The sequence below is a fragment of the Geobacillus kaustophilus genome (genome assembly GCF_000948285.1).
Classification (GTDB): Bacteria; Bacillota; Bacilli; order Bacillales; family Anoxybacillaceae; genus Geobacillus; species Geobacillus thermoleovorans_A.
Genome location: NZ_JYBP01000003.1, coordinates 3,415,603 through 3,438,324, shown reverse-complemented (window position 1 = coordinate 3,438,324; position 22,722 = coordinate 3,415,603). Strand labels below are relative to the sequence as shown.

The window sequence follows — 22,722 nt, the reverse complement described above, 5'->3', positions numbered from 1 at the left end:
AAATGTTCGGAAATCACGGTCAACTGTTTCGCCTTTCTGTTTTCCGCTCGGCCGATACTGCGCAACAATTTTTACGGCAATGCTATCAACAGCTGCAGCGGGATGACGCCGTCCAACGCAGTTATGCAAACTGTTACCCATTTTTATATTATCTGGAACACGGGCAAAACTTTTACGCCGCTGCCCAGCAGGCGCCGCTGTCCATCAAGCCGGTTCTCTTATTTTACGGCATGGTGCAGCTCTTAAAAGCATGCCTGCTCACTGTCGACCCCGACTACCCGGAATCGACATCGGTCTTGGCTCATGGTGTATCAGCAAGAAAACGAAAAAAACAGGGCTACGAATTTTTAGATGACGAAGTGAAAATACAAAAAAACGGTTTATTCGCACATTTTTCTGAAAAAATGTTTCATGTGAAACAAGAAGCTGGGGAAAAATTTCGCATGGGCGCGCTGTTGCAACGAATTGGCGAGTTGCATGAAACATTTTTTCTTCTAAGCGGGCGAAAAAAACCGTTATCCTTGCCTGTTGTACATACCGCTTCGCCGCCGACGCTCGCCATCCCAAAAGTGATTTTGGACCACTACCATATGTCGTTGTCCCGCTTTGTCCAATATCTCTGTGAAGAAGGACAAGGAAAGCGGCTTTCGTTCGCCAAAGAAGAAGGAGAATTTCTGTATTTTCATATAGAATCGCCGCTGTCGCCGGCCGGAGAAGGTCCGTTTTTATTCCATCTCGACGGTACACTCCGAATTCCAGTCAAGAAAGAGAAAACATTCTCGCTTCCAGAAATACACGCCCATTACTTGTTGCTGTATAACTTGAGCATGATTTCGCGCTATGAGACGGAATGGTGGAGCGAGCTTCTCCATTCTTACCCAAGCAAGGCATACACTTTTATTCTCGAGTTTCTCTCCGTGTCAGCGGAAAAAGTGCCGTTGCTGCTTCATGAATACTTAATGCGGAAATTTTTGGGTTGATTCAAATAGAAAATCCCCTGCTGTGTACACAGCAGGGGATTTTCGCCTAGCAGCGACCTACTCTTGCAGGGGCGCTGGCCCCAACTACCATCGGCGCTGGAGGGCTTAACTTCCGTGTTCGGGATGGGAACGGGTGTTTCCCCTCCGCCATAGCCACTAGGCAAGCATTTTGATTTTGACATCATTTATTATACTTAAAAAATAAACAATGTCAAGAAGGAAATTCATTCCTTCAAAACTAGATAACCGTCGGAAGAAGCCGCTCATAGGTCAAGCCCTCGATCGATTAGTATCCGTCAGCTCCACGTGTCGCCACGCTTCCACCTCGGACCTATCGACCTCGTCATCTTCGAGGGATCTTACCCGCTTTGCGCGGTGGGAAATCTCATCTTGAGGGGGGCTTCACGCTTAGATGCTTTCAGCGCTTATCCCGTCCGCACATAGCTACCCAGCGGTGCCCCTGGCGGGACAACTGGTACACCAGCGGTGCGTCCATCCCGGTCCTCTCGTACTAAGGACAGCTCCTCTCAAATTTCCTCCGCCCGCGACGGATAGGGACCGAACTGTCTCACGACGTTCTGAACCCAGCTCGCGTACCGCTTTAATGGGCGAACAGCCCAACCCTTGGGACCGACTACAGCCCCAGGATGCGATGAGCCGACATCGAGGTGCCAAACCTCCCCGTCGATGTGGACTCTTGGGGGAGATCAGCCTGTTATCCCCGGGGTAGCTTTTATCCGTTGAGCGATGGCCCTTCCATGCGGAACCACCGGATCACTAAGCCCGACTTTCGTCCCTGCTCGACCTGTCCGTCTCGCAGTCAAGCTCCCTTGTGCCTTTGCACTCTCCGAATGATTTCCAACCATTCTGAGGGAACCTTTGGGCGCCTCCGTTACCTTTTGGGAGGCGACCGCCCCAGTCAAACTGCCCGCCTGACACTGTCTCCCACCCCGCTAAGGGGTGCGGGTTAGAATTTCAATACCGCCAGGGTGGTATCCCACCGCCGCCTCCACCGAAGCTGGCGCTCCGGCTTCCCAGGCTCCCACCTATCCTGTACAAGCGATACCAAAATTCCATATCAGGCTGCAGTAAAGCTCCACGGGGTCTTTCCGTCCTGTCGCGGGTAACCTGCATCTTCACAGGTAGTATAATTTCACCGGGTCTCTCGTTGAGACAGCGCCCAAGTCGTTACACCTTTCGTGCGGGTCGGAACTTACCCGACAAGGAATTTCGCTACCTTAGGACCGTTATAGTTACGGCCGCCGTTTACTGGGGCTTCGGTTCGCACCTTCGCTTCCGCTAAGCGCTCCCCTTAACCTTCCAGCACCGGGCAGGTGTCAGCCCCTATACGTCGCCTTTCGGCTTCGCAGAGACCTGTGTTTTTGATAAACAGTCGCTTGGGCCTTTTCACTGCGGCTCTTCCAGGCTCTTCACCCGAAAGAGCACCCCTTCTCCCGAAGTTACGGGGTCATTTTGCCGAGTTCCTTAACGAGAGTTCTCCCGCGCGCCTTAGGATTCTCTCCTCGCCTGCCTGTGTCGGTTTGCGGTACGGGCACCTCTTCCCTCGCTAGAGGCTTTTCTTGGCAGTGTGAAATCGGGGACTTCCGGAATGCTCCGTCGCCGTCACCGCTTGGCCTTGCAATCCGCGGATTTGCCTGCGGATCAGCCTCACGGCTTGGACAGGCTCTTCCAGCCGCCTGCTCGCCCTATCCTCCTGCGTCCCCCCATCGCTCAAACGGGAAGAAGGTGGTACAGGAATCTCCACCTGTTGTCCATCACCTACGCCTTTCGGCCTCGGCTTAGGTCCCGACTAACCCTGAGCGGACGAACCTTCCTCAGGAACCCTTAGGCTTTCGGCGCAGAGGATTCTCACCTCTGTTTTCGCTACTCATACCGGCATTCTCACTTCTAAGCGCTCCACCAGTCCTTCCGGTCTGGCTTCTCTGCCCTTAGAACGCTCCCCTACCGATGACCAACGGTCATCCCGCAGCTTCGGCGGCACGTTTAGCCCCGGTACATTTTCGGCGCAGAGCCACTCGACCAGTGAGCTATTACGCACTCTTTCAATGGTGGCTGCTTCTAAGCCAACATCCTGGTTGTCTTGGCAACTCCACATCCTTTTCCACTGAACGTGCACTTCGGGGCCTTAGCTGGCGGTCTGGGCTGTTCCCCTCTCGACCACGGATCTTATCACTCGCAGTCTGACTCCCGGGCATAAGTCGTTGGCATTCGGAGTTTGACTGGGTTCGGTAACCCGGTTGGGGCCCCTAGCCCAATCAGTGCTCTACCTCCAACACTCTTAAACCCGAGGCTAGCCCTAAAGCTATTTCGGGGAGAACCAGCTATCTCCAAGTTCGATTGGCATTTCACCCCTACCCACACCTCATCCCCGCACTTTTCAACGTGCGTGGGTTCGGGCCTCCAGCCGGTGTTACCCGGCCTTCACCCTGGACATGGGTAGATCACCTGGTTTCGGGTCGACGACGACGTACTTGACGCCCTCTTCAGACTCGCTTTCGCTGCGGCTCCGCCTCTTCGGCTTAACCTCGCACGCCATCGTCACTCGCCGGTTCATTCTACAAAAGGCACGCCATCACCCATCAACGGGCTCTGACTACTTGTAGGCACACGGTTTCAGGTTCTCTTTCACTCCCCTCCCGGGGTGCTTTTCACCTTTCCCTCACGGTACTGGTGCACTATCGGTCACTAGGGAGTATTTAGCCTTGGGAGATGGTCCTCCCTGCTTCCGACGGGATTCCCCGTGTCCCGCCGTACTCAGGATCCGCTCGGGAGGGAACGAAGTTTCGACTACAGGGCTCTCACCTTCTCCGGCCGGCCGTTCCAGACCGGTTCGTCTACCCCGTTCCTTTCTCACTCCCATCGTGAGCGGTCCTACAACCCCAAGAGGACATGCCTCTTGGTTTGGGCTGTTCCCGTTTCGCTCGCCGCTACTCAGGGAATCGCATTTGCTTTCTTCTCCTCCGGGTACTAAGATGTTTCAGTTCCCCGGGTGTGCCCTCCATGCCCTATGGATTCAGGCATGGATACTGCCCCATTACGGACAGTGGGTTCCCCCATTCGGACATCTCCGGATCTACGCTTGCTTACAGCTCCCCGAAGCGTTTCGGCGTTTGCCCCGTCCTTCATCGGCTCCTAGTGCCAAGGCATCCACCGTGCGCCCTTTCCAGCTTAACCTAAAGCGTCTCGGCTTCTTCCTGTCTAGCTTCGGCTCGCCGCCGCTCGGGGTCAAATAACCTTCGCCTTCGCGATTACAAACCCCTGCAGGCGAAGAACATTTGCCCGTCGCGGCGAAACGCTCGCCTCCGCTTTTCCGGTTATCTAGTTTTCAAGGAACGAAGTAGCTCCTTTGAATTCGCTTCTTCGCTGGTTTGCGCCGAGGAATTCGGCTTCTCCGAATCCGCTTGTAGACGCAGACGCAAGGGTATTGAGGGAAATGTTGGTTTCCTAAAAACAAAATCATTTCTCTTACCTTGATATGGTGGAGCCTATCGGGATCGAACCGATGACCTCCTGCTTGCAAAGCAGGCGCTCTCCCAGCTGAGCTAAGGCCCCATCCAATGGGCCTAAGTGGACTTGAACCACCGACCTCACGCTTATCAGGCGTGCGCTCTGACCAGCTGAGCTATAGGCCCATATCCACATTGCAAGGAACGATAAGTTCCCTCAAAACTAAACAAAACAGCAAGCGCCATTATAATCAAACTATTCGATTTTGTCAATAACATCCTTAGAAAGGAGGTGATCCAGCCGCACCTTCCGGTACGGCTACCTTGTTACGACTTCACCCCAATCACTTGCCCCACCTTCGGCGGCTGGCTCCCGAAACGGGTTGCCTCACCGACTTCGGGTGTTGCAAGCTCTCGTGGTGTGACGGGCGGTGTGTACAAGGCCCGGGAACGTATTCACCGCGGCATGCTGATCCGCGATTACTAGCGATTCCGGCTTCATGCAGGCGAGTTGCAGCCTGCAATCCGAACTGAGAGCGGCTTTTTGGGATTCGCTCCCCCTCGCGGGTTCGCAGCCCTTTGTACCGCCCATTGTAGCACGTGTGTAGCCCAGGTCATAAGGGGCATGATGATTTGACGTCATCCCCACCTTCCTCCGACTTGTCGCCGGCAGTCCCTCTAGAGTGCCCAACCGAATGCTGGCAACTAGAGGCGAGGGTTGCGCTCGTTGCGGGACTTAACCCAACATCTCACGACACGAGCTGACGACAACCATGCACCACCTGTCACCCTGTCCCCCCGAAGGGGGAACGCCCAATCTCTTGGGTTGTCAGGGGATGTCAAGACCTGGTAAGGTTCTTCGCGTTGCTTCGAATTAAACCACATGCTCCACCGCTTGTGCGGGCCCCCGTCAATTCCTTTGAGTTTCAGCCTTGCGGCCGTACTCCCCAGGCGGAGTGCTTATCGCGTTAGCTGCAGCACTAAAGGGTGTGACCCCTCTAACACTTAGCACTCATCGTTTACGGCGTGGACTACCAGGGTATCTAATCCTGTTTGCTCCCCACGCTTTCGCGCCTCAGCGTCAGTTGCAGGCCAGAGAGCCGCCTTCGCCACTGGTGTTCCTCCACATCTCTACGCATTTCACCGCTACACGTGGAATTCCGCTCCCCTCTCCTGCACTCAAGTCCCCCAGTTTCCAATGACCCTCCACGGTTGAGCCGTGGGCTTTCACATCAGACTTAAGGGACCGCCTGCGCGCGCTTTACGCCCAATAATTCCGGACAACGCTCGCCCCCTACGTATTACCGCGGCTGCTGGCACGTAGTTAGCCGGGGCTTCCTCGTGAGGTACCGTCACCGCGCCGCCCTCTTCGAACGGCGCTCCTTCGTCCCTCACAACAGAGCTTTACGACCCGAAGGCCTTCTTCGCTCACGCGGCGTCGCTCCGTCAGGCTTTCGCCCATTGCGGAAGATTCCCTACTGCTGCCTCCCGTAGGAGTCTGGGCCGTGTCTCAGTCCCAGTGTGGCCGGTCACCCTCTCAGGCCGGCTACGCATCGTCGCCTTGGTGAGCCGTTACCTCACCAACTAGCTAATGCGCCGCGGGCCCATCCGCAAGTGGCAGCTTGCGCCGCCTTTCAACCCAAGACCATGCGGTCTTCGGTGTTATCCGGTATTAGCTCCGGTTTCCCGGAGTTATCCCGGTCTTGCAGGCAGGTTGCCCACGTGTTACTCACCCGTCCGCCGCTGACCGAACAAGAGCAAGCTCCTATTCGGTCCGCTCGACTTGCATGTATTAGGCACGCCGCCAGCGTTCGTCCTGAGCCAGGATCAAACTCTCCAAAGAAAGTTGATTGGCTTTTGCTTCGGCCAAAACGGCCTCCGCTTTTCTTATGACGCTTGCGTTTTGTTTAGTTTTCAAGGAGCTTTTTCGCTGCCCCTTAATGATGACAGCTATTACATAATAACCAATAGACAACGAAAAGTCAACAACTTTTTTGTTTCTTTACCGTCACAAGCAATGTTGATTGTATCATGTGAATGTTGTTTAGGCAATAGTATTTTTTGGAACTGACACTGATCAACCTTGCACCATTTCTTCGATATATATGTCCCGCTGGACGCTTAGTGACAGCAACTGTCCGGTTTCGATGATCTTGACGATCGGCCGGGCTGGCTCGTCCGAAGGAATAAACATCACTTCAGCCATTTCGCCGTTGGAGAGTTTGACGACGGCTCCTGTTTGTAGGCCGATGAGATTGTTCACCAGCGCGGCGACAGCTTCTGTACTCAGTTTGCCGAACTGCTCCCTTTGCATCGCTTCAATAGCCCGAAACGGCGACTGTTTGCGACGGTATAACCGTTCTGAAGTCATGGCATGGTAGACATCAGCGACAGCGACGATCTGGCTGTAAGGGTGAATTCTCTCTGCTTTTACTCCGAGCGGGTAGCCGCTGCCGTCATTTCGTTCATGATGCTGCAACACGGCAAGTTTTGCCCCATGGTTTAGCGCAGGAATTTTTTGCACCATGCGGTAGCTGAAGACAGGGTGCTGCTTTACTTCATTGAACTCGGCTTCAGTGAGCGCTGACGGACTTGTCAAAATTCTCTTGCTTACTTTCGCCATGCCACAGTCTGCTAGCACACCGACAAGGGCGATTTGGTGGCATTCCCCTTCGCTGTATCCAAGCTGCATGGCCAAAAAGCCCGCAAGCAGCCCGACGCTGACGGCATGATGGTGCAAATATTCGTCGTTTGTTGCGTAATGATGCAACATAAGCAACTCCCGTTTTTGGACCGCCATTCGTTCAAAAAGCGGAATGATGACCCCTCTGATTTCGCCAATATCAATCGGCAAACCGGCTTGCCACGATTGAAACCATGTTTTGTATCGTTGGACCGCCTCTAAGTAGAAGGCCATCGGCTGTTTGGCAGCCGCCGTTGATGCGGAATCGACGTTGGGAAATAGTTCGCCGTTAGCAAGCAATGGTTCAACGTCCACTTCCTCAACAAGGAATTTTTCAAGTACGAGTAGCAACGGTTTCGTGATCACGGTGTTTTTCGGTATAATTGGACGTTTCGTCTTGCCGAGCACATCTTCAGCGAGCACGCATCCTTCGCGAAGCTGGGAGCGTTTCACGCGGACCATCGATTAGTGCCCCCTTTGTCTTTTTTCTCTGTATGTCTATCATAACATGATTTTGACCGCGATGGCAGACTTTTGAAACAGAAAAACGACGCCCCGCGCCTATAGGCGAAGCGCCGTTTCCGTTAGGCTGAACGATCTTCTTTATTCCTCGTCCCTTTCTTCCTCAGGCACTTTCGCCACCGTAGCGACGCACTCATGCCCATCTTCGCCAGAAAGGCGAATGAGCTTAACGCCTTGGGCGATTCTTCCCGTCCGAGAAATATCGCTGACAGCAATGCGAATGAGCACACCGCCGGTCGTGATCACCATGACGTCTTCATTGCCGACGACGGTTGTCACCGCAACGACAGGACCGTTTCGATCCGTGACGTTGCACGTTTTCAATCCTTTGCCTCCGCGGCTTTGCACGCGGTATTCCGAGGCCGGAGTGCGCTTGCCGAACCCTTTTTTCGTGACGACAAGCACATCATGATGGTCTTCTAAAATTTCCATGCCAACTACTTCATCCCCATCATCAAGCGTGATCGCTTTGACTCCAGTCGCGCTGCGGCCCATCGCCCGCACGTCGGTTTCCGGAAAACGGATGAGCATGCCGTTTTTCGTACCGATGATCAAATGCTTTTTGCCATCCGTCAGCCGGACAGAAATCAGTTCATCCCCTTCGCGCAAATGGATGGCGATAAGCCCGTTGTTTCGGATATGGGCGAATGCTGAAAGCGGGGAGCGTTTGGCAATTCCTTGCTTTGTCGCAAACACGAGGTAGCGTTCATCGCTAAACTCGCTTTCAATCGGAATCATGGCGTTGATCCACTCATCTCTATCGAGCTCAAGCAAATTGATGATCGGCAGCCCTTTGGCTGTGCGGCCGAATTCCGGGATCTCGTAGCCCTTTGCCTGATACACTTTCCCTTTATTCGTGAAAAACAGCACGGTGTTATGAGTCGACGTAATGAGCAAATGTTCGACAAAATCATCTTCCGCCGTATGCATGCCTTGCACGCCCCGTCCGCCGCGTTTTTGGCTCCGGTACGTCGATAAAGGCAAGCGCTTGATGTAGCCTTTATGAGTAAGCGTGATGACGACATGCTCTTGTGGAATTAAATCCTCGTCATCGAACTGCTCAGCGGCTCCTGAAACGATTTCCGTGCGCCGCTCATCGTTGAACCGCTCCTTAATTTCGCTCAGTTCATCGCGAATGATTTGCAATACTTTCTCTTCGTCGGCCAATACTCCTCTCAGTTCTGCGATCAGACGGACAAGATCTTGGTATTCTTGTTCGATTTTTTCCCTCTCAAGGCCGGTTAACCGTTGCAGGCGCATATCCAAAATCGCCTGCGCTTGCCGTTCACTGAGTGAGAACCGCGCCATCAGCCCTTCGCGCGCCGCCTCCGTTGTCTGTGAGCGGCGGATGAGGTCGATCACTTCATCCAAATGGTCAAGGGCGATGCGCAACCCTTCCAGAATGTGAGCACGCGCCTCGGCTTTTTTCAGCTCAAACGCCGTCCGCCGGCGGATGACGGTTTTTTGATGGTTTAAATAATGCTCCAAGCACTCTTTTAAGTTCAGCACTTTCGGCTCGCCGTTTACCAAAGCAAGCATGTTGATGCCAAAACTCGTTTGCAATGCCGTATGTTTGTACAAATTGTTCAACACAACCTTCGCGTTGGCATCGCGCCGCACTTCGATAACGATGCGCATGCCGCTCCGATCCGACTCATCGCGCAAGTCGGTGATGCCGTCAATTTTTTTGTCGCGCACAAGTTCGGCGATCCGCTCGATCAGTTTCGCCTTGTTTACTTGGTAAGGGAGCTCGGTCACAATGATCGTTTCCTTGCCGTTTGGCTGCTGCTCGATTTCGGCCTTGGCGCGCAATGTAATTGAGCCGCGACCCGTTTCGTACGCCTTGCGAATGCCGCTGCGGCCGATAATTTGTCCAGCGGTTGGAAAGTCAGGTCCTGGGATGTATTCCATCAAATCGGCAACCGTCATCTCCGGTTTTTGGCTTAATGCCAACAAGGCGTCGATCACTTCGCCAAGCTGGTGCGGAGGAATGTTCGTCGCCATTCCGACAGCGATGCCGGATGAACCGTTGACAAGCAAATTAGGAAACCGGGACGGCAGCACGACCGGTTCTTTTTCCGAACCGTCATAGTTGTCTTGATAGTCGATCGTGTCTTTGTTGATATCGCGCAAAAGCTCCATGGCGATTTTCGACATGCGCGCTTCCGTGTAGCGCATCGCTGCTGCCGCGTCACCGTCAATCGATCCGAAGTTGCCATGTCCGTCGACAAGCATGTAACGGTAGTTGAAATCTTGCGCCATGCGCACCATCGTGTCATACACGGCGGCATCCCCATGCGGATGATATTTCCCGATTACTTCGCCGACGATGCGAGCCGACTTTTTATACGGTTTATCGGCAGTCATGCCGAGGTCGTGCATGGCATATAAAATGCGGCGATGCACCGGCTTCAGCCCGTCGCGCACGTCCGGCAGGGCGCGCGAAACGATGACGCTCATCGCATAGTCAAGAAACGAAGAACGCATTTCCTGGCTGATGTTCACTTCCCGGATGCGCGGTTGTTCGTGTTCTGCCATTCGTTCAAACCTCCCTTTGAAACCTCCTCCAGTCCGGACCGCCCGGCCAGGCGGACGCGGACGGACGGCGGGCGCCGCTTCGCTCGCGCGCCGGGTGTCCCCGTCGGCAAGGTGAAGCGAGGAGGGAGTCTGATTCCCTCTCTTTTTAGCCTAAATGTCCAAGTTTTTCACATAACGGGCATTTTCTTCGATGAACTGGCGGCGCGGTTCAACTTTATCGCCCATTAAAATTTCAAACGTTTCATCTGCATCAATGGCGTCTTGCAAGCTCACTTGCAGCAACGTTCTCGTTTCCGGATTCATCGTCGTTTCCCAAAGTTGCTCCGGATTCATCTCGCCCAATCCTTTATAGCGTTGAATCGTCGGTTTTGGCTGGTCCGGCAGCTCGGCAAGGATTTTCTCAAGCTGGCGGTCGTTGTAAGCGTAACGCACCTGTTTTCCCTGCTCGATTTTATACAGCGGCGGCTGAGCGATATAAATGTAGCCGTGTTCAATCAATTCCCGCATATAACGGTAAAAAAATGTTAAAAGAAGCGTACGAATGTGGGCCCCGTCAACATCGGCGTCGGTCATGATGATGACCTTATGGTAACGCGCCTTTGAGATGTCAAACTCTTCGCCGATGCCCGTGCCAAGGGCGGTAATAATCGCCCGTACCTCATTGTTCGACAAAATTTTGTCCAAACGCGCTTTTTCCACGTTAAGGATTTTCCCACGCAGCGGCAAAATCGCTTGGAAATGGCGGTCGCGCCCTTGTTTTGCGGAGCCGCCGGCCGAATCGCCCTCGACGACGTACAGCTCGCTGATCGACGGGTCTCTTGACGAACAGTCAGCTAGTTTGCCCGGCAAATTGGAAATTTCAAGCGCACTTTTGCGCCGCGTCAGTTCGCGCGCTTTTTTCGCCGCCAGCCGCGCCCGCGCTGCCATCATGCCTTTTTCGACGATTTTTCGGGCAATCGTCGGATTTTCAAGCAAAAACGTTTCAAATTGTTCGGAAAAGACAGCGTCGGTCACCGTGCGCGCATCGCTGTTGCCGAGCTTCGTTTTCGTTTGCCCTTCAAACTGCGGCGATGGATGCTTGATCGACACGATGGCCGTCAGCCCTTCGCGCACATCTTCGCCAGTCAAGTTCGCGTCGTTTTCTTTAAAAATTTGCTGCTTGCGGGCGTAATCATTGATAATGCGCGTCAGCGCCATTTTAAAGCCAGATTCATGTGTGCCGCCTTCATGCGTATGAATGTTGTTGACAAACGAATAAATATTGCTCGTATAGCCGTCGTTGTACTGCAAGGCGATTTCTACGACAATGCCGTCACGCTCGCCGATGATATAAATTGGCTCTTCGTGCAGCACTTCTCGTGTTCGGTTCAAATGACGGACGTATGAACGAATGCCGCCTTCGTAAACATATTCGTTTTTTCGGCTGTCAACCCGTTCGTCCGTCAGCGTGATTTTTAAGCCGCGATTTAGAAAGGCGAGCTCACGCAACCGAGTGGCCAGCGTTTCATAGTCAAATTCGGTCGTCTCAGTGAAAATTTCCGGGTCCGGCTTAAAACGGGTCGTCGTTCCGGTCCGGTCTGTCTCGCCGATGACTTGCAAGTCGGTGCACGGTTCTCCGCGCTCGTACCGCTGGTAATAGATTTTTCCATCCCGATAGACGTACACTTCGAGCCATTCCGATAAGGCGTTGACGACCGAAGCGCCAACGCCGTGCAAGCCGCCGGACACTTTATAGCCCCCTCCGCCAAATTTCCCACCGGCATGAAGGACGGTCATAATGACTTCGACGGCGGGACGCCCGGTCGCCTCGTGAATGTCAACCGGAATGCCACGCCCGTTGTCGGCGACGGTGATGCTATTGTCTTTGCCGATCGTCACATCGATGTTTGTGCAATAGCCCGCCAACGCCTCGTCGATGCTGTTGTCGACGATTTCCCAAACGAGATGGTGCAGTCCTTTCGGCCCCGTCGAGCCGATGTACATCCCCGGGCGCTTGCGGACCGCTTCAAGGCCTTCAAGCACTTGGATTTGGCTTGCATCGTACGTCTGCTCAACCCGTTGTTCCATTGTCATGCCTGATCACCTACGCTTTCTTTACAAACGTTCAACGGTCTCGCGGTCAAGAAGGAGCGGTTACCGAACCAGAATGGACTCGATAAATGGCCGCTTCTTGAATGATATCGTGCTTAATGCCGTCAATGCTTGTTGTTGTGACAAAAGTTTGCACTTTTTTCCGGATGGCATCAAGGAGGTGGGTTTGCCGAAAGTCATCAAGTTCTGACAACACATCATCCAGCAATAAAATGGGGTAATCGCCTAACTCGGAAAAGATGAGCTCAAGTTCTGCCAGCTTGACCGCTAGCGCGGTTGTACGTTGTTGCCCCTGGGAACCGAAAGTTTGCACGTTTTTTCCATTCACGAAAAACGCGATGTCATCGCGATGCGGGCCGACCAGCGTTGTTCCCCGCTGAACTTCCCGTTCCCTCATGGCGGCGAACGTTTCACTGTATGCTTCTACTATTCTCGACAATTCCGCCTTTTCTGATACGTCGACCGACGGTTCGTATCGGATGCAAAGCTGTTCGGCGCCGCGGCTGATTTCATAGTGGATTGGCATCGCCCATTGCTCAAGCAGCGACAAAAACTGGCGGCGCCGCAGCGTAATTTTGGCCGCCAGCAATACAAGCTGCTCAGTTAACACATCAAGAACCGCCTCATCGCTTTGCTTGTGCGCCTGCATCATTTTTAAGTAATGATTGCGTTGTTGCAGCAACTTTTGGTATTGGCTCAAATCATGTATATACACAGGCGACACTTGCCCGATTTCCATATCGACAAATCGGCGCCGCACTTGCGGACTTCCCTTGACTAAATTCAAGTCTTCGGGAGCAAACATGACGACATTCAAATGGCCGACGTATTGGCTGAGCCGCTGCTGTTCAATATGGTTGCATCTTGCTTTTTTTCCTTTTTTTGAAATAAGCAGTTCGAGCGTTAACGACCCGCTTCGTTTTTCCGCTCTTCCTTCTATTTTAGCATACTCTTCATTCCAACGGATAAGGTCTTTATCGTTGGACGTGCGGTGCGACTTTGCCATGGCCAAAACGTAGATGGCCTCCATCATGTTCGTCTTTCCTTGGGCATTTTCTCCTAAGATGACATTCATGCCCTCGCCGAAGTTCAGCGTTTCATACTCATAATTCCGGTAATTCGTCAACGTTAAGTTGGTCAAAAACACCGAACCTTCACCTACTCCGCTTTTACGACGACCAACGTGCCAAACGGTTCAATGTCGACCCGGTCGCCGTCTCTCAGCTTTCGCCCGCGCCGGTTTTCCCGTTCTCCATTGACAAGCACGTGATGTTCCTGCAAAAACCATTTGGCCGCACCGCCAGTATCGATCAATCGCACAAGTTTCAAAAGCTGCCCCAGCGTAATCGTTTCCGTTGTAATCGTCACCCGTTGTTCCATCCGTGTCATCGCTCGCTTTCCTTCAAACTGCCTATTCTTTTATTTTACCGGAAAATCCGCCCACTCGCAAAGAAAGCCGATGGGAAGGACGGGCATAGATATATTGCCCGCCTTCTCATCGGACTTGAGAAAAAGCAGCGTTGCCGGGCGGCTTTTGCCCTTGAAGCTGAATGGTTTTCGCCAATAGGAGGGCGATGGGTCAATATGTTCTCACCGGCAAAATGAGCTGAAGCATCGAATCGGTATGAAGCGGGCGCAGCAGGAACGGCCGCATGGCTCCAGTGAAGCTGATTTGAATGTCTGTTCCATCGAGCGCCCGCAACGCATCCATCATATATTTCGCGCTGAACGAAATGTTCAACTCTTCCCCCTCAAGAGACTCCGTTTGCAGCTGCTCCGTCACTTTCCCGATCTCCGGAGAGATCGAAGAAATTTCGAGCATTCCTCCAGGAAGCGTCGTCAGCTTCACAACGTTGTTCCTTCCTTCTCGAGCAAGCAAGGATGCTCGGTCGATTGCCTGCAAAAACTCTTTTGCATTGACGATCATGGTCGTTTTGCTTTCTGTTGGAATCAAGCGGGCCGTCTCCGGATAGTTGCCGTCAAGCAGCCGGGAAAAGAAGAGAAGGTGCTCAGCCTTAAATAGCACTTGATTGGCTGTTATGACGATGTCCACCGGGTGGTTGCCGTCATCCAAAATTTTGCTGAGCTCATTAAGACTTTTTCCAGGGATGACGACGTTGTATGATACTTCATTTTCCGACTCAATTTTCACTTTGCGCATGGCTAACCGATGACTGTCGGTCGCTGTGCAGACAAGCTTGCCATGTTCGACTTTCCAGTTGACACCTGTCAAGATTGGGCGCGTTTCCGATGTAGAAACGGCGAACACCGTTTGCCGAATCACAGTTTTCAATAAATCAGCCGGGATTTGAAACACGTTTTCTTCTTCGATTTGCGGCAGGCGCGGATATTCGTCGGCGTTTAGCCCATTGAGGCGGAATTCTGAGTGCCCCGAGCGGATGATCGTCAAAAAGTTGTCTTCTGTTTCGATTTCCACCGTTTGTTGCGGCAGTTTTTTCACGATTTCAGAGAAAAAGCGCGCCTGCAGTACGATGCTCCCCGGTCTTTTCACGTCGACGAGCAACTTGCCTTCTTTTTCAAGCGGAATAAACGATTCGATTGAAATGTCGGAATCGCTTCCGGTCAGCGTTACTCCCGAGGCGGTTGCCGTTAGTTTGATTCCGGTCAAAATCGGGATCGTTGTTCTTGTTGATACAGCTTTCATTACATCTTGAACGCTTTTCGCCAGCGCTTCGCGGTCAATGGAAATATTCACGTTCCTGTTCCTCCCCATTTCTTTGATCCTCTAGGAAATAAATTATAAAAATATAAAAACAAAAACCGTAGTACTAGTCGTATGGCTTGTTAGTATGTGGGTAAACAAAAAAAGCGAAGCAAGCACAGCCTGTCCACATGTGGATAAGCTGTGCATAAAGCCGAGGCAGTTGTTCACAGTTGCTTCAGCTTTTCTTGAATCTCTTGTATATGCCTTTGCAGCTGCGTGTCGGTTTGCAAAAGCTTTGATATTTTTTCATGGGCGTGGATGACGGTTGTATGATCGCGCCCCCCAAATTCATCGCCGATTTTCGGCAACGAACAGTCGGTCAGTTCACGGGAGAGATACATGGCAATTTGCCGAGGGAACGCGACCGATTTTGTTCGCTTTTTCGCTTTAAAATCTTCCATCTTGATGTTGAAATGCTGTCCAACAACGCGCTGAATGTCTTGAATCGTGATTACCTTCGGCTTTGCGCTCGGGATGATGTCTTTCAATGCCTCTGCTGCCAAGTCAGCGGTGATCTCTTTGTTGATGAGCGACGAATAAGCGACGACGCGAATGAGAGCGCCCTCAAGCTCGCGGATGTTCGAGTCAATTTGATTGGCGATATAAAGCATTACCTCGTTTGGAATGTCAAACCCCTCCGCCTTCGCCTTTTTGCGGAGGATAGCGATCCGCGTCTCCAGATCAGGCGGCGTGATGTCGGTGATGAGCCCCCACTCAAAGCGCGAACGCAAGCGGTCTTCGAGCGTTGGGATTTCTTTCGGCGGTCGATCGCTTGAGATGACGATTTGCTTGCTCTCCTCGTGCAGCGTATTAAACGTATGGAAAAATTCTTCTTGCGTTTGTTCTTTTCCGGCCAAAAACTGAATATCATCGATCAGTAGGACGTCAACGTTCCGGTACTTGTTGCGAAAGTCGTCAGGGCGGTTGTCTCGGATGGCGTTAATAAACTCATTCGTAAATTTCTCTGAAGATAAATAGACCACTTTCGCCGATGGGTTATGTTCAATCACGTAATGGCCGATTGCGTGCATTAAGTGTGTTTTTCCAAGTCCGACGCCGCCATAGATAAACAAGGGGTTGTATGCTTTGGCCGGAGCCTCAGCGACCGCCAATGAAGCGGCATGGGCGAACCGGTTGCCGGAGCCGATGACAAACGTATCGAACGTGTATTTCGGATTTAACATGCTTTGTGGGAAATCGTTTGTCTCTTCATACGGTTTCCGCTGCTTTTTCTTAGATGACTGGAACTCTAGTTCTTCATCATCTTGATTTGGCGGAATGATAAACTTGATGGCTAATTCTTCGCCCGTGATGGCGTAGATCGTTTCCGCAATCAAATGAGAGTAGCGAGAATCAAGCCAATCTCTAGCAAACTCGTTCGGGGCTACGATGACGAGCGTGTCACCTCGTAAAGAGTGGGCTTTTGTTGACTTGAGCCAAGTTTCAAAGCTCGGCTTGCTGATTTTTCGTTCAATCTCCGCGAGCACGCGATCCCATAAGTCATGGATATTTTCCACCCGTTGCCCCTCCCTTAAGTCAGAGGATGATCGTTTGTTTAAAAAAATAAGTTTGTGGAAAAAGCATATTAAAGAAATAAAGAAGCTTTTCGACAAAATCCACCATCTGTGGGTAACATCATTAACACGTTGTGAAAAAACTATCCACAGTCTATCCACAAAATGTGGATAGATTCATCTTATCCACATAATTATCCATAGTGAAAACACAATAATAATAGCAAATAAAGCGGCTTGTTGCAACGGAATTTTTTTGATTATCCACAAAATGGACAGGGTGTGAAAAAATCATTATCCACACCATTGAACATGTGAAAAAAATGTCGATAAATGTTGTGGATTGTTGATAGGGAGAAAAAATTATCCACAACGTTGATCAAAGTTGGAAAAACGAAGAGGCGGTTGACATTTGCTAAGATTGTTCAATATAATGAGAAAGACTGCCCGTAACTGTTATTCCCTAGGGAGGTGTCATAGATGAAACGGACGTATCAACCGAATAGACGGAAGCGAAGCAAAGTGCACGGATTTCGCGCGCGCATGAGCACGAGAAACGGCAGAAAAGTGTTGGCGCGCCGCCGCCGCAAAGGAAGAAAAGTTTTGTCTGCATAATAGGCCACTGAAGTTTCAGTGGTCTTTTTTCTCAATTTTGCCGCCGGGAAATTAGGCAAATGGAGTGTTTGGGGAGAATGAAAAAAAAGTATCGGATCAAGAAAAACGAAGAGTTCCAGGAAGTGTTTCAGAGGGGCGCTTCAACGGCCAACCGCCAGTTTGTCATCTACACGCTTGACCGCCCGGAGCAGCCTTATTTTCGCATCGGGCTGTCTGTCAGCAAAAAACTCGGCAAGGCTGTCGTCCGAAATCGAATCAAGCGATACATCCGCCAATGCTTCCTCGAATTGAAAGAGGAGATTGCCCCTGGCAAAGACTATGTCGTTATCGCTAGGCAGCCGGTGGCGCAGATGAATTATGCGGAAGTAAAAAAAAGTTTAATCCATGTGCTCCGGAAATCCGGAGGGCTGAAAAAAGGAGGCCAACCGTCGCATTCGGCTTGAAAAAATGCTCCACGCGGCAAAAAAAGATGGTAAAATACATACGTGAACTCGTATATGTGGGAGGAAAAAGAAGGTGAAAAGGCGAATCAGATTCATCATTTTGTTCGGTGCGTTAGCGGCTGTGCTGGCCGGATGCACAGAAATTCACAAACCGATCACCCCGGAAAGCAAGGGGTTTTGGAATGAGTATATCGTTTATCCGCTTTCTTGGCTGATCAAATATGTCGCCGGGCTGCTCGGCGGAAGCTTTGGGTTGTCGATCATTGTCGTCACCATTTTGATCCGCTTATTGATTTTGCCGCTGATGATCCAACAGACGCGCAACGCGAAGGCGATGCAAGCGCTTCAGCCGGAAATTGAAGCGCTCCGCAAAAAATACAGCTCAAAAGACGCGCAAACTCAACAAAAGCTCCAGCAAGAGATGATGCTTTTATTCCAAAAGCACGGCGTCAACCCAATGGCCGGCTGCTTCCCGATTTTGATCCAGATGCCGATTTTAATTGGATTTTACCATGCCATCATGCGCACGAGAGAAATTGCCCAACATAATTTTTTATGGTTTGACCTTGGCGAAAAAGACCCGTACTACATTTTGCCGGTCATTGCCGGCGTGACGACGTTCATCCAGCAGAAAATCATGATGGCCGGCTCCGCTCAGCAAAATCCACAAATGGCGATGATGCTTTGGATGATGCCGATTATGATCGTCATTTTCGCGATCAACTTCCCAGCTGCTTTGTCGCTTTACTGGGTCGTCGGAAATATTTTCTCCATTGTGCAAACGTATCTCATTAAAGGGCCAGAGATTGCCGCCCATTCAGGAGGAGCGAAAAAGTGAAAGAAGTGACCGCGACTGCCCGGACAGTCGAAGAGGCGGTGCAGTTGGCGCTCGCGCAGCTTGGGGTGCCTCGAGAGCGTGCGGTTATTGTTGTGCTCGATGAAGGGAAAAGAGGTTGGTTTGGCTTGTTTGGCGGCCGGCCAGCGGTTGTGAAAGCCGTGCTGAAAATCGACCCCGTTGAGGAGACGGTTCGCTTTTTGCGGCAAGTCACCACGCAAATGGGGGCGGAAGGGGCAAGCATCGAAGCCGTCCGCCGCGGCAAGCAAGTGACGCTTCATGTGCACGGGGGGCCGGTCGGTCTATTGATCGGCAAGCACGGGCAAACGTTAAACGCTCTTCAGTTTTTGGCGCAACTCGTCGCCAACCGCCATGCTGACGAATACGTGTCGATTGCCGTCGATGTCGAAAATTACCGCGAACGAAGGGAAAAGGCGCTGATCGAACTGGCGCACAAGCTGGCTGCTCGGGCGGTGAAGACGGGAAAAGAAGTAAGGTTGGAGCCGTTGCCGGCGCATGAACGGAAGATCATCCATGCAGCGCTGGCTGACAACAAGCACGTCTTGACCTATTCCGTTGGCGTTGATCCGCACCGTTCGATTGTCGTCGCTCCGAAAACAGGCAAAATGTCGCCGAAAAAAGAGGCGCCTCGCTAAACTGTGTACAGAGGCGGCCTCTTTTTTTACGGTATTGGCGCCGCCTGGAAGATTGGCGATGGAAATAGGGGAAACGCTCCAGCAAGAGCTTCTTCAAATGGGGAAACAGCGCAACGGTCTTTTTTTCTATCCGTCCAGATGATTGTGAAGCAATGACTAGTTTCCACCAACTTTTTTTGACGGCCGCCGCTTATATTTTTCAACAACCGCGTTGAGCGCGCCGTATTGTTATTCACATGTGGATAAGTTAAAATTGAACTTAAGTGAATATGCACAAGGAAAAAAGCGGCCAAAACGGGCTGTGGATATAGAGAAAGCGGAGCGAGAGGTGAACAGCTTTGACGGAATTTGATACGATCGCCGCCATTTCGACGCCGATGGGCGAAGGGGCGATTGCCATCGTTCGGTTGAGCGGAGATCAAGCGGTTGAGATCGCTGACCAGCTTTTCCGCAGCCCGAGCGGAAAGCGGCTCAAAGACGTTCCATCGCACACGATCCACTACGGGCATATCATCGATCCGAAAAGCGGACGGGTCGTTGAAGAAGTAATGGTATCGGTTATGCGCGCACCGAAGACGTTTACGCGCGAGGACGTGGTCGAGATCAACTGTCATGGCGGGTTTGTTTCCGTCAATCGGGTGCTGCAGCTCGTGCTGGCAAACGGGGCGCGGCTCGCCGAGCCGGGGGAGTTTACGAAGCGGGCGTTTTTAAATGGGCGCATCGATTTATCTCAAGCTGAGGCAGTCATCGACCTGATCCGCGCCAAAACCGACCGAGCGATGAACGTCGCCCTACAGCAAATGGAAGGGCGCCTGTCAAAATTGATTCGCGAGTTGCGGCAGACGATTTTGGAGACGCTGGCACATGTTGAAGTCAATATCGATTATCCGGAATACGATGATGTGGAAGAAATGACGCCGCGCCTTTTGCGGGAAAAGGCGGAATATGTGCGCGGGCAAATTGAAAAGCTGCTGTCGACCGCCGCGCAAGGAAAAATATTGCGCGAAGGGCTGGCAACGGTCATTATCGGGCGGCCGAACGTCGGCAAATCGTCGCTTTTGAATGCGCTCGCCCATGAAAATCGGGCGATCGTCACCGATATTCCGGGGACGACGCGCGACGTCATCGAGGAATATGTCAACGTCCGCGGCGTACCGCTTCGCTTGATCGATACGGCTGGCATCCGCGAAACTGAAGATGTCGTCGAACGGATCGGCGTCGAGCGCTCGCAGCAAATGTTGAAGCGGGCCGACTTAATTTTGCTCGTTTTGAATTATCATGAACCGCTGACGGAAGAGGACGAGCGGCTGTTTGCCATGATCGAGGGAATGGATGCCATCGTCATTGTGAATAAAACCGATTTGCCCCGGCGGATCGATATGGAGCGGGTCAAGGAGCTGGCGGCCGGCCGGCCGGTCGTGGGGACATCCCTGTTGCATGAACAAGGAATTGATGAACTGGAGAAGGCGATTGCTGGCCTGTTTTTTGGGGGTGAGCTGGAAGCCGGCGATTTGACATACGTTTCCAACTCTCGCCATATCGCCTTGCTCGAGCAGGCGAAAACAGCGATCGAAGATGCCTTGGCCGGCATTGACGCCGGCATGCCGGTTGATCTCGTCCAAATCGATTTGCGCCGGGCATGGGAGTTGCTTGGCGAAATCATCGGTGATACGATCCATGAAAGCTTGATTGATCAGCTGTTTGCTCAGTTTTGTTTAGGAAAATAAGCGAGGAGGAAATGCCATATGGATTACCATGGAGGAACGTATGACGTCATTGTCGTTGGCGCCGGCCATGCCGGCTGCGAAGCGGCATTAGCTTCGGCGCGCATCGGGGCGAAGACGCTTGTCATTACGCTCAACCTCGATATGATCGCGTTCATGCCGTGCAACCCGTCGATCGGCGGCCCGGCGAAAGGAATCATCGTGCGCGAAATCGACGCTCTCGGCGGGGAAATGGCAAAAAACATTGACAAAACATACATTCAAATGCGGATGCTAAACACCGGCAAAGGGCCAGCCGTCCGCGCGCTTCGGGCGCAAGCCGATAAAGTGCTGTACCAGCGGGAAATGAAAAAAACACTCGAAAATCAAGAAAATTTGACGCTTCTGCAAGGAAAAGTCGAGCGGCTCATTGTTGAAGACGGCGTCTGCAAAGGCGTCATCACCCATACAGGGGCGCATTATTACGCCAAGGCGGTCGTCGTTACGACCGGGACGTTTTTGCGCGGGGAAATCATCATCGGCGACATTAAATATTCGAGCGGCCCGAACAACCAGCAACCGTCGATTAAGTTGTCCGAGCATTTAGAAGAGCTTGGGTTTAAGCTTGTTCGCTTCAAAACGGGCACGCCGCCGCGTGTCAACAGCCGGACGATCGACTACAGCAAAACGGAAATTCAGCCGGGTGACAAGGAGCCGCGGGCGTTTTCGTACGAGACGACAAAATACATCACTGATCAGCTGCCGTGCTGGCTGACGTACACGACGGAAGAAACACACCGCATCATCGATGAAAACTTGCACTTGTCGCCGATGTACTCCGGCATGATCAAAGGAACCGGGCCGCGCTATTGCCCATCGATCGAGGATAAAGTCGTCCGGTTCCACGATAAGCCGCGCCATCAAATTTTCCTCGAGCCGGAAGGGCGGAAAACGGAAGAAGTGTACGTGCAAGGGTTGTCAACAAGTTTGCCGGAACATATCCAGCGCAAGCTGCTTGAGACGATCCCGGGACTTGAGAAGGCGCAGCTCATGCGGGCTGGCTATGCGATCGAGTACGATGCCATCGTGCCGACGCAGCTATGGCCGACGCTCGAGACAAAGCTTGTGAAAAACTTGTATACCGCAGGGCAAATCAACGGCACGTCCGGCTATGAAGAAGCGGCGGGCCAAGGCATTATGGCCGGCATTAACGCCGCCCACCGTGCGCTCGGCCGCGAAGAAATCATTTTAAGCCGTTCGGATGCCTATATCGGCGTTTTAATCGACGACTTGGTGACGAAAGGGACGAATGAGCCGTACCGCCTGCTGACGTCGCGTGCCGAGTACCGGCTTTTGCTTCGCCATGACAACGCCGATTTGCGCCTGACCGAGCTCGGCTATCGGATCGGTCTCATTTCCGAAGAGCGGTATCAAAAATTTTTGGCGAAAAAAGAGGCGATCGAACGAGAGAAAAAGCGGCTGCAAACGGTGATCATCAAACCGACGCCCCAGGTGCAGGAAGTCATCCGTGAAGCGGGTGGAAGCGAGCTGAAAGACGGCATTCGCGCCGCCGATTTGCTCCGACGCCCGGAGATGACGTACGAGCACATCCGAAAACTGGCGCCGGCTGACGAGGAGATCGCTCCGGAAGTGGCTGAGCAAGTCGAAATTCAAATCAAGTACGAGGGCTACATCCAAAAATCGCTCCAAGAAGTTGAACGGCTCAAAAAAATGGAAAACAAAAAAATCCCGGAAGATATCGATTACGACGCCATCCAAGGGCTTGCAACCGAGGCGCGGCAAAAGCTCAAACAAGTGCGCCCGCTCTCAATCGCCCAGGCGTCGCGCATTTCCGGCGTCAATCCGGCCGATATTTCGATATTATTAGTGTATTTGGAACAAGGAAGAATCGCGCGCGTGTCGAATGAATAAACAATGAGGGAAAGGATT

At 52.3% G+C, this 22,722-nt stretch carries 14 protein-coding genes, 2 tRNA genes and 3 rRNA genes; 7 read left to right on the top strand and 12 right to left on the bottom strand.

The features are described from left to right. Positions 1–2 precede the first annotated feature (2 nt). Entirely contained in the window at positions 3–980 is a 978-nt protein-coding gene (locus LG52_RS17610; protein WP_044732938.1) for a YaaC family protein, read from the top strand. 44 nt (positions 981–1,024) lie between these two features. Here the strand turns inward: LG52_RS17610 and rrf are convergent. The 12 genes from rrf to dnaA form a co-directional block, all read right to left on the bottom strand. Continuing rightward, positions 1,025–1,141, bottom strand: a 5S ribosomal RNA gene (gene rrf, locus LG52_RS17605). Positions 1,142–1,246: 105 nt separating this feature from the next. Next, a 23S ribosomal RNA gene (locus tag LG52_RS17600) occupies positions 1,247–4,175 on the bottom strand. A 302-nt stretch (positions 4,176–4,477) separates the two neighbouring features. Beyond that, a tRNA-Ala gene (locus LG52_RS17595) sits at positions 4,478–4,553 on the bottom strand. A 6-nt stretch (positions 4,554–4,559) separates the two neighbouring features. Continuing rightward, a tRNA-Ile gene (locus tag LG52_RS17590) sits at positions 4,560–4,633 on the bottom strand. Positions 4,634–4,732: 99 nt separating this feature from the next. After that, positions 4,733–6,290 (bottom strand): 16S ribosomal RNA (locus LG52_RS17585). The 16S, 23S and 5S rRNA genes sit together here with 2 tRNA genes alongside, the layout of an rRNA operon. Positions 6,291–6,524: 234 nt before the next feature. After that, entirely contained in the window at positions 6,525–7,592 is a 1,068-nt protein-coding gene (locus tag LG52_RS17580; protein WP_044732937.1) for an HD-GYP domain-containing protein, read from the bottom strand. A gap of 141 nt (positions 7,593–7,733) precedes the next feature. Next, complete coding sequence (gene gyrA / locus LG52_RS17575; RefSeq protein ID WP_044732936.1) at positions 7,734–10,190, bottom strand: DNA gyrase subunit A; 2,457 nt, start codon at positions 10,188–10,190, stop codon at positions 7,734–7,736. Between the two features lie 150 nt (positions 10,191–10,340). Further along, positions 10,341–12,263: a DNA topoisomerase (ATP-hydrolyzing) subunit B gene (gyrB, locus tag LG52_RS17570; RefSeq protein ID WP_044732935.1), complete on the bottom strand. Its 1,923-nt coding sequence runs from the start codon at positions 12,261–12,263 to the stop codon at positions 10,341–10,343. Between the two features lie 46 nt (positions 12,264–12,309). Beyond that, complete coding sequence (recF, locus tag LG52_RS17565) at positions 12,310–13,428, bottom strand: DNA replication/repair protein RecF (protein WP_044732934.1); 1,119 nt, start codon at positions 13,426–13,428, stop codon at positions 12,310–12,312. An 11-nt stretch (positions 13,429–13,439) separates the two neighbouring features. Next, the gene (gene yaaA, locus LG52_RS17560; RefSeq protein WP_082055810.1) at positions 13,440–13,670 is read right to left on the bottom strand and encodes a S4 domain-containing protein YaaA; all 231 of its coding nucleotides are present in this window, start codon (positions 13,668–13,670) and stop codon (positions 13,440–13,442) included. 190 nt (positions 13,671–13,860) lie between these two features. Then, positions 13,861–14,997 carry a DNA polymerase III subunit beta gene (gene dnaN, locus LG52_RS17555; RefSeq protein ID WP_044732933.1) on the bottom strand — a complete coding sequence of 379 codons (1,137 nt, stop codon included), beginning with the start codon at positions 14,995–14,997 and terminating at the stop codon, positions 13,861–13,863. Between the two features lie 173 nt (positions 14,998–15,170). Beyond that, a complete protein-coding gene (gene dnaA / locus LG52_RS17550; RefSeq protein ID WP_044732932.1) occupies positions 15,171–16,523 on the bottom strand; it encodes a chromosomal replication initiator protein DnaA in 1,353 nt (450 codons plus the stop codon). Between the two features lie 477 nt (positions 16,524–17,000). Between dnaA and rpmH the strand changes: the two genes are divergently transcribed. The 6 genes from rpmH to mnmG all read left to right on the top strand — a co-directional run bounded on the left by rpmH (position 17,001) and on the right by mnmG (position 22,704). Next, entirely contained in the window at positions 17,001–17,135 is a 135-nt protein-coding gene (gene rpmH, locus LG52_RS17545; protein ID WP_003253900.1) for a 50S ribosomal protein L34, read from the top strand. Positions 17,136–17,212: 77 nt separating this feature from the next. Beyond that, a complete protein-coding gene (gene rnpA / locus LG52_RS17540; protein WP_044732931.1) occupies positions 17,213–17,578 on the top strand; it encodes a ribonuclease P protein component in 366 nt (121 codons plus the stop codon). A 73-nt stretch (positions 17,579–17,651) separates the two neighbouring features. After that, complete coding sequence (gene spoIIIJ / locus LG52_RS17535) at positions 17,652–18,416, top strand: YidC family membrane integrase SpoIIIJ (RefSeq protein ID WP_011232959.1); 765 nt, start codon at positions 17,652–17,654, stop codon at positions 18,414–18,416. Beyond that, a complete protein-coding gene (jag, locus tag LG52_RS17530; protein ID WP_044732930.1) occupies positions 18,413–19,069 on the top strand; it encodes an RNA-binding cell elongation regulator Jag/EloR in 657 nt (218 codons plus the stop codon). The genes spoIIIJ and jag overlap by 4 nt, the downstream gene beginning before the upstream one ends. Positions 19,070–19,407: 338 nt before the next feature. Continuing rightward, positions 19,408–20,796, top strand: coding sequence for a tRNA uridine-5-carboxymethylaminomethyl(34) synthesis GTPase MnmE (gene mnmE / locus LG52_RS17525; protein ID WP_075261727.1), 1,389 nt, complete (start codon positions 19,408–19,410; stop codon positions 20,794–20,796). An 18-nt stretch (positions 20,797–20,814) separates the two neighbouring features. After that, on the top strand, positions 20,815–22,704 hold the full coding sequence (gene mnmG / locus LG52_RS17520; RefSeq protein WP_044732929.1) for a tRNA uridine-5-carboxymethylaminomethyl(34) synthesis enzyme MnmG: 1,890 nt from the start codon (positions 20,815–20,817) through the stop codon (positions 22,702–22,704). Positions 22,705–22,722: the final 18 nt, after the last annotated feature.